The sequence below is a fragment of the Candidatus Didemnitutus sp. genome, from assembly GCA_019634575.1.
Lineage (GTDB): Bacteria > Verrucomicrobiota > Verrucomicrobiia > Opitutales > Opitutaceae > Didemnitutus.
The window spans coordinates 80322-93916 of sequence record JAHCAY010000003.1 but is presented as its reverse complement, the minus strand read 5'-3'; the positions used below and the strand labels follow the sequence as shown (position 1 = coordinate 93916).

Here is a 13595-nt window from a genome sequence, read left to right as displayed (position 1 = left end):
ATCCGCACTGTCGGCGGGAACGAAACGCGGCGCGAATCAGTGCGCACTGAAATCGCTCAGTGAACCGGCAGCCAGCCGAGTCGCTCGAGGAATTTCACCGCGGCGGCCAGGGTTTGGCTGCGGCCAGGCTCCCCGCCTTCGCGGTAGGCGTAGAGCGGGTGTTTCCCGCCCGGAAAAACGACGACCGCGCAGTTGCGCCGCGCGGCCTGCGCAGCGGATTCGAAGGCACGCAGAGTGGCCGGGGGCGTGGCGTTGTCCGCATCGCCCATCAGGATGAGCGTCGGTGGCAGGCGCTCCGGTGCGGCGCGGACGAGGGCGAGCGGCGAGAGTTCGGCGAAACGCTCGCCGAACAAGGCGTGGCCGTAGCCGGCCGCGCTCGTGTCGAGGATTGGATACCAGAGCAGCAGCGCGTCGGGTTGCGGCGAGACGCCCGGATCGTCGGTGGCATCGTCGGGTCCCGTCGCCAACGCGGTGATCGCAGCGAGTTGCCCGCCCGCCGAGGCGCCGGCGGCGGCGATGCGATCGGGGTCGACGCCGAGTTCGTGCGCGTGGGCCCGCACCCAGCGGAGTGCCGAACGGGCGTCGGCGGCGCTGTCGAACGGCGTGGCACCATGCGCGGACGCGATGCGGTAGTCGGCGCTGAGGGCGACGAGGCCGTGGTCCGCGAAGAAGGCGCACTCAGGATAAAATTGCAGCGGCGTGCCGTGCGTCCAACCGCCGCCGTAAAAGAACACGATGGCAGGACGGCCGTGCGACGGAGACGGCGCGCGGCCGAGCTGCGGCGCGAACACATGCAGCTGCAGCTCCGCATTGGCGGTGTGCTTGTAGGTCAGACGTCGCGGCGCGAACTCGCGGGCGGGCTTCGGCAGCACCGTGCGCAGCGCCTCAAACCAGCACTGCGCCATTTTTTCCGCTCCGCGGGCGTTCGGATGAACCTTGTCGGCGACCGTATCGGCCGCCCAATCGAAACCACTCACCTGATCGACGAGGACGATGCGTTGCGCGGGGCGGTCGAGTCGCTGGGCGAGGGCAGCAAGGGCGGCGTTCAGTTCCGACAGGTAGGAATACTTTGGGAGCTTGCCGGCGGGGATCACCTGAGCGAGCAGCACGGTGACGTGCGGGTTCGCGGCGCGGAAGGCGGCAATCAGTTTCTCCGTCGCGGCGACGATGCCGGCCACGGGCCTTTCCTCGACCGAGTGGTTGTGGCCGCTGTGAAGCAGCACGATATCCGCCGGGTGGGTGAGAAAATGCGCTGGCACCGTGGCGGCGAGAAATTCGGTGTTCTTGCCGCCGTAGCCTTCATGCGCGAGCGGGCCGATGCGCGTGGCGCTCGTCTGCGTGCCGACGAATTCGACGACGTAGCCCGCCGCGAACAGTTTTTCCCAGAGCGGATAGCGGTAGCAGGAGAAGAAGTCGGCGCCGGCGGTGATCGAGTCACCCACCGCCATGATGCGGACGGGTCCGGCGCGCAACGCGCCGGCGAGCAGGAGCGCGAAGAGCGGGACGAGCCAGCGGCGGAGCGGAAAACGCGGGGAGCGGGGCATGAGGACAGCGTCCGAGCAAGCGCGCGGCGCACCAGCGAGACGACGTCGAAATCGCTCAGGACGCGAGCGCTCTGGTGGCTGAGCGATTTCAGTAACGCAGCGGTTTTCCTGCGCGCCGCCGGGGGCCATACGCAGACAACCCCGTAAACCCCGTGCGCTGTCTCACCCCGTTCGTGCTCGCTTTGTCGTCGGCTCATGCCGGCGGAAGTGTCGTCGCGGGACGCTGCACGCTTGCGGATGTCACCTAACCTCAATCCACCTCATCCCCGACAATGAACATCTCCCGCTTTGGCTCCCGGGTTCTCGCCGCCCTTGGCTGTCTGGCCAGCGCTCCCTGGCTCGCCGCGCAAGCGCTGCCGTCGACGACTCCGCCGCCGGAAGGCGACAAGGTCGTGCAACTTTCCGTCTTCGAGGTGCGCAGCCGTCGCGACTCGGCCTATGTGGCCGACAAATCCGTCGCGACGACCGGCTTCGCCACCGAACTTTCCAAGATTCCCCTCGCGATCAACGTCGTCACTGCGCAGTTCCTCGATGACACGGGCGGCTTCGGCTTCAACGGCGTCGCGAATTACCTCGCGGGCTTCACCACGGACCAAGGCGGCATGGACGGCGGCACGCGCAATTCGGCGGGCATCGATCCGACTGTCGGCGCCGTCACCGGCGGCGAGCCGCTGCGCACCCGCATCCGCGGCCAGCCGATCAACATCAGCCAGCGCAACGGCCTGCCGATGAAGTTCGGCTTCGGCACCGAAAACGTCGACCGCGTCGAGGTCGCCCGCGGCCCCATGTCCGTGTTCATCGGCGGTTCGACACTCGGCGGCGTGATGAACCTCGTCACCGCCAAGCCGCAGTTCGCGCCCGCCTACAAGTTCAACGTCAAGGTCGACTCCAACGACAGCTACGCCTTCAAGGCCGACCTCACCGGCCCGATCTACAAGGACAAGGTCGCCTACCGCCTGATCGCGCAATACAGCGACGACAACACCTGGCGCGACTCCAGCAACTCGACCACGTTCTTCATCAATCCGCAGGTGACGTGGACTCCGTTCCGCAAGCTCACCACCCGCCTCGAATACGCCCATCGCGACCTGCGCGGCAACATGGTGAGCAACTCCATGCAGTCCACCGCGGCCTACCAGGCGGACTACGACAATCCCTCGCAAGCGCTGCTCGATCTCGGCAAGAACCGCACCGGCGCGCTGGCCGGCATTCCCTACACCGTGGCGGAATACCGCACGCGCATCGCCCGCACCTTCGCCAACTGGCGCCTCGACAAGTTCAATGTCGACGGCCGCTGGCGCTCCCTCGGCGAGGGCGAGAGCTTCACCGCCGGCGACTGGGCGGGCGGATACGACGCCAACCACTTCGGGGCACATGACTTTTTCTCCACCAAATACGATCTCGTCGAAGGCGAAGCCAATCTGCTGCTCACCGATTGGCTCGAGGTCCGCGCCGTCGGCCGCTGGGCCGATCAGCACAGCTACACCACCTTCTTCAGCAACGCGCTCCGCCGCTACCCGGACGGCAGCACGCCGCTGCTCTCCGCGACGACGACCGCCACGAAGCGCGAGGAAATCCCCCTCACCGGCAAGCTCGAGGCCGTGTTCACCAAGGAATTCCTCAAGGTGAAGCACAAGCTCCTCGCGGGCTACGAAGCGGCCTACAATCAGGCTTGGTCCGTCAATCCGACCTTCAATTTCAACAGCCTCGCCGCCGTCACCGGCTCGTCCAACGTCACCGGCTCGCCCGCCAGCCTGACCGGCTCGAATATCCTCAACTACTTCGATCCGCGCGTGCACAGCGTGCCGAACTACGAATCCATCCTCACGTGGGCCGACGACACGCTCGCCCCGGGCGTGACCGCCCAGAGCTACTCGCGCATCTACCCCGAGGCCGGTTACGCCGCCTACAGCGGCAGTTTCTGGAAGGACCGCGTCACGGTCTTCGGCGGCTATCGCAACACGCGCATCCAGCAGGACTCCTGGAATCTCGATCGCAACCGCACCCGCCTGCAACGCTTCCTCCACACGGACCAGACCACCACGGACTCCTACACGGTCGGCCTCGTCTATGAACCGTTCCCCGGCCTCAACTTCTATGCCAGCCAGAACGTCGGCACGGAGGCCGTGCCCGCCGGCTCGCTCATCAACGCCGCCTCCGGCTTCACCGCGCTCGTCACGCCCGAGGAACGCGCCGCCAATCCCGTGCCCGACCTCGAAGGCGTCGGCCGCGAGGCCGGCCTCAAGGTCGAGTTCTTCGACCGCCGCCTCATCGGTCGCGTCGGTGTGTTCAAGCTCACCCGCCACAACACCGTCATCATCGACAACGAGCGCACGGCCAACGATCCGCGCAATGTCGGCACGGCCGTCGACCCCAACCCGGCCACGCAGAACCTCGCGCAAACCGCCAAGGTCCAGTGGAACCGCACCATCGATGGCAACACCTCCGCCGGCATCGAGATCGGCTTCACCTGGATGCCGAATCGCAATTACACGATGACCTTCGAAGCCAGCCATCTCTGGACCAACAAGCTCACGCTCTCCAAGCCGCTCACCGGCACCGCTGCCACCGCGCAGTCGATGATCGACTATTCGATTCTCAATGGCCGCCCGCTCGACAACACGCCGGACGACACCGTCCGCGTCTGGCAAAAATACTCCTTCACCGAGGGCAAGCTGAAGGACCTCTGGCTCGGCCTCGGTGTGCGTTACCAGACTTCCGTCATGCCGCTGGCCAGCAATTCCTCGTGGGGCACCGTCCTGCCGGGCTGGACCGTGTTCGACGCGGCGATCGGCCACCGCGTGACTGTCGCCAGTCGCCCCGTCGATCTGCAGCTCAACATCGAGAACCTGACCGACAAGCTCTACTCCGCCGGCGGCCGCACTTGGTCGAACCCGCGCACGCTGACCTTCTCGGCTACCACGCGCTTCTGAGCGCCGGCGCATTCTGAACGTTTCCGGCGGCGAAAGTCTCGCGACTTTCGCCGCTTTGCCTTTAGGAACCCGCATGCCGATCCTCGTTCGCGCCGAATATCCCATCGGTGATCTTCTCGTGCGCTACGTCGCACCCGAGGACCGGCCGGATGCTTGGGGGCTGCAACTGCTGCCGCTCGCGCGCGCACGCGATGCGGTCGCGCCGCGCGAATGGCTCGATTCGCCCGCGATCACGCAACTCCCCGCGCAGTGGAACCGCTCGCGCGCCTGGGAAGTCGATCCGCTCGTGCACGCGCACGTCAGCGGTGACGTGTTGCCCGGCGGATTCGCCCACGGCCGCACGCTGCGGCACAGCGCGACCACGGCGAGCTTAGCCGTGCGCGAGCACAGCCGGGCCGAAGTCGACGGCGATGTCGTGCTCACGACCGTGCTCGCGGCCGCGTGCGGCCTCGTGTGTCGCCACGCACTGTCCGTCGACCCGCGAACCGGCGTCGCAACGGTGCGTGTCACAGCGGAGAATCCGACGAATCGCCCGCTCACGCTCGACTATCTCAGTGCCTTTTCGCTCGGTGGTCTGACTCCCTTCGCCGCGGACGACGCATCCGGTCGATTGCACATGCACCGCTTCCGCAGCGCGTGGAGCGCGGAAGGACGACACGAGGAGCGCACCCTTGAAGCGCTGCACCTCGAACGCTCGTGGACCGGCCACGGCGTGCGCAGCGAGCGTTTCGGTCAGGCGGGCTCCTTGCCGGTCAACGGCTGGTTCCCGTTCGTCGGTCTCGAAGACCGGGCTGCGGGCGTGACTTGGGCGGCGCAAGTCGCCACGCCCGGAACGTGGAATCTGGAAATTTTCCGCCGCGCGGATCAGGTCGCGCTCAGTGGCGGCGGCCCCGATCGGCTCGCCGGCGAGTGGCGGCACCCGCTGGCGCCGGGTGCGAGCGTGACTGCGCCGGAGGCCTTTCTGACGGTCGCCGTCGGAGGCGTGGACGAAGCCTGTGACCGTCTGCTGAACGCCGCGCGGGGGCGCGCAGAACCGTTGCCAACAGGCGAGGCGGAGCTGCCCGTCGTCTTCAACGAATGGTGCACGTCGTGGGGGCATCCAACGCACGATTCGCTCGTCGCGCTCGCCGACCGGCTCGCCGGCACGGGCGTGCGCTACTTGGTGATCGACGACGGCTGGGCGGAACGACCGGGCGACCAATTCCAACAGAATGGCGACTGGCGCGTGAACCGCCGCGCGTTTCCCGGCGGCTTGCGCGCGACGACGGCGGCGATCCGCGCGCGCGGATTGGTGCCGGGCCTGTGGTTCGAATTCGAGGCCATCAATCTCGGTTCGGCGGCGTGGCACGAGACGTCGCATCAACTCCACCGCGACGGCGTGCCGCTGGAGGTAGGCCCGCGCCGCTTCTGGGATTTCCGCGATCCGTGGGTGCACGATTTTCTCGCGGAGCGCGTATTGGCGCGCCTGCGCGACGACGGTTTCGGCTACCTCAAGGTCGATTGCAATGACTCGATCGGCCCCGGCGTCGACGGACCGCTTTCGCCCGGGGAAAATCTCCGCGAACACCTCGCGGGCGTGCAGCGGTTCTTCGCGCGATTGCGGCGCGAGTTGCCGGACCTCGTGATCGAAAACTGTTCGTCCGGTGGGCATCGGCTGGAGCCATCGATGATGGCGCTGACGGCGATGAGCTCGTTTTCCGATGCGCACGAGACGTCGGACATCCCGTTGATCGCGGCGAATCTCAACCCGCTCGTCTGGTCGGCGCAGAAACAGATTTGGGCGGTGTTGCGGGCGGGCGACAGCCCCGCGCGGCTGAACTACTCGCTCGCCGCCACCTTCCTCGGCCGCATGTGCCTCTCGGGCGATGTCGGCGCGCTGGACGAGGCGCGGTGGGCGCGCCTGGCGGAGGCGATCGCGTTTTATCGGGAAGTGGCGCCGTTGATTCGCGACGGCGTTGCGCGGTGCCGCCGCTCGACGGGTGAATCGCTGGCGCGGCCAACGGGAAACCAAGTCGTGACCTTCACGAGCTCGGACGGGCGTCGGGTGCTCGCCGTCTGGCACGCGTTCGCCGATGCGCCCGCGGTGCTGCAACTTGCCTTGCCCGGCGCGCGGAGTTGGCGCGTGGCAAATGCCTGGGGCGATGCGGCTCCGACGATGGCGGATGCGAAAACCGTCAGCTGGCACCCGAGCGCGGAGTGGGTGGGCGGCGTGATTTTGCTCCACGCTGACGTGGATTGAGCGGGCGGGGTGCCTACGGGCGGTGGGCTTGGCTTTCGCGATCTTCCGCGTCGATCTGCGCGGCGACTTCCGGACGGACGCCGTGGGAGGTTTGCAGACCGAAGCGGCGCTCGAGGTATTGCTCGAAAGTCAGCCACTCGCCCTCGAACTGGATCGTGCGCGACCAAGCGCACATGATCACGAGCTGGCGGGAGCGCTCGTAGCGCCAGAGGAGCCACGCGACGAGGGCGCAGAGCGACGCCTCCAGTGTCCAACTCAAATACATGACGCGGTCGCTGCGGCGGCTAGCCGCGGCGACCGCCGCGGTCTCGACGGCGCGGGCGCGATGCTGGCGCGCGATCAGCGCATCGATCGCGGTTTGCACCACGGTGGCGCGCACGGCGTCGTGGTGCGCTTCGCTCCACTCGCGCACGCGGTTGAACTGGCCGGCGCGCGCCCACGCGATCAGTTGCGCGAAATTTTCCCGGCGCTGGGCGAGCAGCGAATCGAGCGTGTCGAGCTCGGGTGCGAGCGTGGTGTCGGCTGCCGAAGTGGCGCGCAGGTCCGCGAGCCGGCGGCGCAGGGCATCCTCGGTGGCGAGGGCGTCGTCGAGAAAAGAGGAGCGCCAGGTGACGAGGAAGACTTCCGCGGCGGCGTCGGCCTGCGTGGCGGCGGCGGAGAGTTCGACGAGCGAAAGGTCGAGCGCGTGCGCGCGCGCCTGGCGGGCGAGGGCGGACTCGCGCTCGCGGCGGGCGAAGTGCGTGGCTTGCCACGACCAGGCGACGCCGAGGAAGGTGGCGAGGATGCTGAGCCAGAGCGCGCGGCGAAACCACGGCGAGCGCAGGGGCTCGCGGGCGCGGGGAGGGCGGCCGGGGAAGGAGTTCATCGCGCCTCCACAGACCGCCAGCAGCGATCAAGGTTGCGCACCGCCCGCGCTTTCGGTCCATGAGCCAGCAAGCCCTGTGCGTGGTGGGACGAACGCTGTTGTTTTGCCCTTTCGCCACGCGAAACACTTATGTGAATGCCCAGAGCGGGGCGGCATCGAATGCAGTGTCCGCCAGGCAACTGATGGGTGCGCTCGCGGGCGATGACTGCGCGAGGAAATGGCGCTTGGATCAGTTCGGTCATGCTTTGTCGCACTTTCAGACGGTGCTATCCCTCTTGTTTCCTCATCTTGGTGGGCTGGCGTGGAGTGGGGGCGCCGTGCGTTTCCCCTTTTAGTCCGTTGACGAAAAGTAACCAAACGGTATCCAAGTGGAATGAAACGGACTGTATTGCGGGCATGCCTGCTCGTGGGATGTCTGGCCGGACTTTTCCCGGTGGCTGCGGCGGGCGAGCGCGCGAGCGGCGGATACTTCAATGCGGCACGCATGGACAATGTCCGGCGTAACGTCGAGCGCTACAGCTGGGCCGCCAGCCTCCGCGACCGAGCCGTCGCCCGCGCGGCCCCTTGGTGTGTCCTGCGGGACGAGGAAATCTGGGCGCTGGTGCCGGGCCAGGATTTGCCGCGTTGCATCGACGTGACGCTCACTCGCGGCGCGAGCGGAACCACGCGGGCGGGGTGCTTGCAGTGCGGCGGAGCGATCGATCGCTTTGGCAGTTTTCCCTACGGTGTCGATTTTGCGCGACAGCCATGGAAGATCACTTGCCCGTCGTGCGGCACGGTTTTCCCGACAAACGATTTTGCGACCTACTACCGAAGTGGCATCGATGAGCGCGGGCTGTTCGATCCGGCGCGGGCCGATCGAAGCCTTTTGTTCAACACCGCGCACCCCGATCCGCGCGATCCGCTGCATACCTGGGGCGTCGACGACGGCTTGGGCTACGTGGCACCGGATGGACAGCACTACCGGTTCATCGGCTACTACGCGTGGAAATACTGGCGCCACTTGCTCGAGGGACTGCAAGCGCTGGCCGACGCGTTCGTCCTCACCGGCGAGACCCGCTACGCGCACAAGGCCGCCATCCTGCTCGATCGCATCGCAGACGTTTATCCGGAGATGGATTGGGCCCCCTACGCGAAGCGCGGTTGGTTTCACTCCGATGCAAACCGCGGCGTCGGCAAGATCGAGGGCGCGATCTGGGAGACCAACACCGCGCGCAAGCTCGCGGAGAGCTACGACGCCATCCTGAGCGGAACCGTCGGAGACGAGTCGCTGGAAAAATTTCTCGCGCAACAGGGCCGGCGTTTTCACCTGCCGACTCGGAAGGGCACGCGCGATCTTTTCGTGCGCAACGTCGATGAGCGCGTCCTGCGCTGCATCCACGACGGCATTCTATCCGGCCAGATCGGCGGCAATGAAGGCATGCAGCAGCAGGCGATGGCAGCGGCCGCCCTCGCGTTGAACACGGCTCCGGAGACGACGCGGTGGCTGGAGTGGCTGTTCGAGCCGCGCGGTGGTGCAATTCCGGGCTTCATCGTGAGTCAGTTCGATCGCGACGGCGGGTCGACGGAGGCGGCGCCCAACTACGCGCTGTTTGCCGGCATGCTGTTCAGCCGCATCGCGGCCAAGCTGGAGGACTATCCGTTGGCACCGCGCCGCGATTTGTGGAGCGAGTTCCCGCAACTGCGCGCGACCTTCACCCTCGGCCACCGGCTGGCCGTGCGGGGACGAGCGGTGCCGAACCTCGGCGACACCGGCATGACCGGGCTGGTGACGACGGCGCCGGGCGACGCGGCCTTCAGCGCGCTCGGATTTCGGCTCACGGGCGATCCGGCGATGGCGCGGGCGGCGGTGGCGCTGAACGGCGGGTCGGCGGACGGGCTAGGGCGAGACGTGTTCGCCGCCGAGCCGGAAGAGCTGGAACGCGCCTTGGCCGCCGCGGCACAGGCACTCGCGCCGCATGGAGGAGAATTGCTGACCGGCTTCGGACTCGCGCGCCTCGAGGTGGGCGATGTCGGAGTCGCCTGCAACTATGGGCGCACTTATTTTCACGGGCACGCGGACACGTTGAATTTCGACCTGTTTGCCTTCGGCCGCTGGCTGGCGCCTGATCATGGTTATCCGGAATTCGCGACGAACTGGCCGAGCCGCAACGAGTGGACGACGAACACGCTCGCGCACAACACCGTCTTCGTCGACGGACAACCGCAGCGCCGTCACTGGGGCGGCAAGGCCGTCGTGTTCCGACAGCTGCCGGATTTCGCCGCGGTCGAGATCGACGGGCGGGCGGCCTATCCGACGCTCGAGCGCTATGCCCGCACTCTGTTGCTGATCGGGCAACGGGGTGGGGCGGGTGCCTATCTGGTCGACATTTTCCGGGTAAACGGAGGCCGCGACCATGTGCTCAGCCTGCACGGGCCGCCGGGGACGGTGACCACCGAGCGCGCCGAGCTCGCCGCGCCCGCTCGTGGCACCTACGCGGGCGAAACGGTCGAGCGTGGCGCGCGGGCAGACGGTTTTCCGCCGGGCTATTCGTATCTCTACGCGGTGCGTCGCGGACGCGGGTTGCCCGGCGCGACGATCGACTGGACAATGGATCCGAATTACCGCGGCGAAGCCGCGGGCGATGCGGTGCACTTGCGCGCACATTTCCCGTCGGGCGCAGACGAACTTGCGCTCGCCCGGGGCGATCCGCCGCAGAACAAGGAGGGCAATCCGCGCACTTTGGAGTATGTGCTGGCGCACCGCGCCGCCACGTCGCCTTCGCCGCTCGCGAGCACGTTCGTCACAGTGCTGGAGCCGTATCGCGGCGGGGCGCTGATTCGAAGCGTGCAACGCCTGCCGTCGCACGACGATCAGGTGGCCCTGCGGATCGAGCTGTCGAACGGCGACGTCGATTTCGTATGCTCGAATCCGGACGAGCACGGAAGGTTGTCGGCGCCCGGATTGGAACTGGAGGGACGGCTCGGCTGGTGTCGCGAGTCGGCCGGGCGAGCCGCGCGTGCCGTCGCCGTGGATGCCACCGAGTGGCGCACTCCGGATATGCGCCTTGAGTCGCGGGGCGCCGTCACCGGCCGCGTGGTGCGCATGAGTCACGATCTGGCCGGAGGCGGCGTGCTGTGGATCGATACGGAGATTCCCGCCGGCGCCGACGTCGTCGGGCAGTGTCTACACGTGGACAACCAGAACGAGCGCGACGCCACCTATGTGATCAGGGGCGTGTCGCGGGACGGGACACTGACGAAGCTCGATTGCGGTCCGATCTCGTTCGTGCGCGGCTACGCTGGCGAGACGATGAAGCTCCGCGGCCAGACGCTGCCCGCCGACTACTCGCGCGGTTATCTCTACGATTTCGAACCCGGTGCCGCATTCCGGATCCCGCTGCATGCCGAGGCGGGCGGAGTCCGCTGACTACCTGAGAAAACGCGCGATCGCGTCGGAGACGCTGAGTTCGGCAAGCGAACGAACGCGATGATGCGCGGCCGAGAGATCGTGGCCCGTGGTGCTGGGGCCCGGCACGCCGATGACGTGCAGTCCCGCACGGCGTGCGGAAGTCGCGCCGGTGAATGAATCCTCCACGGCGATCGCCTCCTCCGGCCGCACGCCGAGTCGCTCGACGGTGCGCAGGTAGACGTCGGGTGCAGGTTTCGGATGGGCCACGCCATCGCGACCGGTCACGACGTGGAATTTCCCGCGCAGACCGAGGCGCGAGAGATGATCCCCGATGTAGGCGTTGGTGGAGTTCGACGCGATGCCGAGCGCGAGGCCGAGCCGCGCGGCCTCGTCCAACCATCGTTCCACCCCGGGGAGCAGCGGCAGGCGCGCGAAGGCGGCAGCGCAAGCCAGCTCGTGTTCGGCGCGCAGGCGGCGCCGCGGGACTTCCGGCGGAAATGCCGCCCACGGATCGAAGGCGAACACCGTGCCGGCGCCGTGAAGCAGCGTGTCGGGATCGAACGGCACGCCGTGCGCGCGGTGCACTTCTGCCGCAGCCCCGATCAGGGCCGATTCGGTGTCGAGGATCACGCCGTCGAAATCGAGGACGAGCGCGCGAATGCGCCGCTTGGGTTTAGCGATGGGCATCGGCCTTGAGTTTGCGGAGGAATTGCTTGTCCGCCTCGCTGAGGTGCTGGCGCTGCCCGAAATCGACGAGCACATCGGCGGCCGCGACCTGTTTGGCGCCGAGGAACAGGCGCGTGGTGCGAATGATCAACTCGCCGTGATCGGGAAACTGCTGGACGGCGTTCGCGAGGAGTTCGAGGTGGCGCGCATCGGGCCGGAAACTCGAGGCTTCCCACACGCGGGCGACCTGCACGTAGACGTCCGCCAGCGCCGGCGACTGGGATTGTGCCCGCAGCAGCGGCGTGAGCGCCGCGACGGTATCGTCGTCGGACAACGCGGCGTCGTGGCGGGCGCGGGCCGCCGCGACGCGCAGGCGGCTGAGTTCGACGAGTGCGCGGGGATGCGTCGTGAGCTGGGGCTCCAGCGCCGTGAGCAGCCGCAGGGCGCGTTCCGGATGACCGGCGGCCGATTCGACGATGCCGAGCGTGGCGAGAAAATCGGCCGTGCGCGCGCCACGGATGTAGGCCGCGGCGGCGAAGGAGCGCGCCGCCTGAGTTTGCCCGGCCGCGAGCAGCGCCAGCGATTTTATCCGGCCGGTCTCGGCCTCGGTTGCGTCACGCAATGTGACGGTGGCGGCAGGAGTGCCGCATTCCTTCAGGCGCAGCCGCAGCGGACGGAAGACCGGCCCGTCGGCCGTGTATTCGCGAAGCTTGCGCCCAAATGCGTCCCAGTTCAGCCCGAAGCTCTGCTCGAAGAGGTCCGCGGTCGGCGGATCGCCGCGTTGCAACGCGGCGATCCAGCGCGCGAGTCCGGTGCGATGGACTTCCTTCTCGCCGAAGAGGCAGTAGTGGACGAAGGCTTCGCACTGTTTCGCCCAGACGCTGCCGATCGGGTAGCGGCTTCCGGCGTCGCTGGGCGGCGCGAACAGTCGCTCGAGCGGGAGCAAGGTGCGGAAGCGGAGTTCGCGATTGAACGTGCACTCCGGATCCTCCGCGGTGAGGAAGAGCGCCTGCAGGGCGTCGGCTGCGACGTTGTTGCGCTCGGTCATCAGCCGCCAAGCCTCGTGGACCTTCAGGTGCCACTCCTGATACGAAAGCAGCGGCACGCCGAGATCGGGGGAATCGAGCCGTCCCAGGACAATGGCATTCTGGTCGCGCACGACCGGTGCGAGCAGCTGGGCGATCCCCTCCTCGAACCAGGGTGGGAACGGCGCGGCGGAGCGCGACCAGAGGAGCCGGACGTATTCGCGCGCGAGCGTGCGGGAGGCGTCGACGCTTTTGTTGACTTCGGCGTGCGTGTTGCGGATGTATTCGGCGATGGTGGTTTCGTCGAGGTCCCCGGCGTTGGTGGGCCGCGAATCCGCAATGGCGCGGCTGAGGTTCTGCAGGGATTCGCGGGCGAGGCTGGGCAGATTCAACACGCGGTCGCCCGCGTCGAAAACGATCACGCTGGTCTCGGCGCGACGAAAATGAAGCGTGACGCCCGCAGTCGCCGCCGGAGCTCCGCGCGAATAGCCGGGGGAAAAATCATCCAGGCGTGACGCGTCTTTCACGAGCAGCACGAGCAACGGCGGTGTGGCGGGCAGCTCACTATCGGGTAAGGCTATCGCGTCGCCGAGGGTGCGTCCAATCGCCCGCGCGGCAAAATCGAGATCGCTTTTCCGGACGATGAACTCCGCGAGCAAATCGGTTGTGGCGCGATCGCCGACTTCGGAGAGCACCTCGATGCCGGGCAGGGCGGCGTAGCGCCAGTGTTCTGGTTCCGGGACGATTGGCAGGTCGCGGACGTCGAAGTCGGGCAGCTGCACGGTCGGGCCGGCCGCTGTCGGAGACTCCGCGCCGCCCAGGCCTGCCGGGATGGCGGCGAGCCAGCCGGCGAACGACATGACGAGCGCGGGAATTTTCATGCGGAAGGTGGGATGCGAGGTGCCGACCATTCGGAAGTCCGGCCGGTCGCC

General features: G+C 67.5%; 8 protein-coding genes. 3 read left to right on the top strand and 5 right to left on the bottom strand.

Annotated elements, in window-relative coordinates:
* Positions 1 to 56 precede the first annotated feature (56 nt).
* Positions 57 to 1544, bottom strand: coding sequence for an alpha/beta hydrolase fold domain-containing protein (locus tag KF715_19005; GenBank protein ID MBX3738790.1), 1488 nt, complete (start codon positions 1542 to 1544; stop codon positions 57 to 59).
* 272 nt (positions 1545 to 1816) lie between these two features.
* Here KF715_19005 and KF715_19000 point away from each other — a divergent pair, with 272 nt between their 5' ends.
* Entirely contained in the window at positions 1817 to 4477 is a 2661-nt protein-coding gene (locus KF715_19000; protein MBX3738789.1) for a TonB-dependent receptor, read from the top strand.
* A 73-nt stretch (positions 4478 to 4550) separates the two neighbouring features.
* On the top strand, positions 4551 to 6716 hold the full coding sequence (locus KF715_18995) for an alpha-galactosidase (protein ID MBX3738788.1): 2166 nt from the start codon (positions 4551 to 4553) through the stop codon (positions 6714 to 6716).
* 13 nt (positions 6717 to 6729) lie between these two features.
* On the opposite strand, the gene KF715_18990 is transcribed toward KF715_18995, so the two are convergent.
* On the bottom strand, positions 6730 to 7581 hold the full coding sequence (locus KF715_18990; protein MBX3738787.1) for a hypothetical protein: 852 nt from the start codon (positions 7579 to 7581) through the stop codon (positions 6730 to 6732).
* Between the two features lie 331 nt (positions 7582 to 7912).
* Positions 7913 to 8491 carry a hypothetical protein gene (locus tag KF715_18985; GenBank protein ID MBX3738786.1) on the bottom strand — a complete coding sequence of 193 codons (579 nt, stop codon included), beginning with the start codon at positions 8489 to 8491 and terminating at the stop codon, positions 7913 to 7915.
* 204 nt (positions 8492 to 8695) lie between these two features.
* Here KF715_18985 and KF715_18980 point away from each other — a divergent pair, with 204 nt between their 5' ends.
* Positions 8696 to 10990, top strand: coding sequence for a heparinase II/III family protein (locus KF715_18980; GenBank protein MBX3738785.1), 2295 nt, complete (start codon positions 8696 to 8698; stop codon positions 10988 to 10990).
* Here the strand turns inward: KF715_18980 and KF715_18975 are convergent, their stop codons facing one another.
* Together KF715_18975 and KF715_18970 are read right to left on the bottom strand one after the other, a co-directional pair.
* Entirely contained in the window at positions 10991 to 11659 is a 669-nt protein-coding gene (locus KF715_18975; protein MBX3738784.1) for an HAD-IA family hydrolase, read from the bottom strand. It abuts the gene before it with no gap.
* Positions 11646 to 13544, bottom strand: coding sequence for a hypothetical protein (locus tag KF715_18970; GenBank protein MBX3738783.1), 1899 nt, complete (start codon positions 13542 to 13544; stop codon positions 11646 to 11648). The genes KF715_18975 and KF715_18970 overlap by 14 nt, the downstream gene beginning before the upstream one ends.
* Between the last annotated feature and the right edge of the window lie 51 nt (positions 13545 to 13595).

What these genes read in the sequence shown, in the direction of transcription:
- KF715_18970 (MBX3738783.1), bottom strand. Translation starts at nt 13,544, where the DNA reads ATGAAAATTCCCGCGCTCGTCATGTCGTTCGCCGGCTGGCTCGCCGCC.
- KF715_18985 (MBX3738786.1), bottom strand. Translation starts at nt 8,491, where the DNA reads ATGCAGCGGATCGCGCGGATCGGGGTGCGCGGTGTTGAACAAAAGGCT.
- KF715_18975 (MBX3738784.1), bottom strand. Translation starts at nt 11,659, where the DNA reads ATGCCCATCGCTAAACCCAAGCGGCGCATTCGCGCGCTCGTCCTCGAT.
- KF715_18995 (MBX3738788.1), top strand. Translation starts at nt 4,551, where the DNA reads ATGCCGATCCTCGTTCGCGCCGAATATCCCATCGGTGATCTTCTCGTG.
- KF715_19000 (MBX3738789.1), top strand. Translation starts at nt 1,817, where the DNA reads ATGAACATCTCCCGCTTTGGCTCCCGGGTTCTCGCCGCCCTTGGCTGT.
- KF715_19005 (MBX3738790.1), bottom strand. Translation starts at nt 1,544, where the DNA reads ATGCCCCGCTCCCCGCGTTTTCCGCTCCGCCGCTGGCTCGTCCCGCTC.
- KF715_18990 (MBX3738787.1), bottom strand. Translation starts at nt 7,581, where the DNA reads ATGAACTCCTTCCCCGGCCGCCCTCCCCGCGCCCGCGAGCCCCTGCGC.
- KF715_18980 (MBX3738785.1), top strand. Translation starts at nt 8,696, where the DNA reads ATGGATTGGGCCCCCTACGCGAAGCGCGGTTGGTTTCACTCCGATGCA.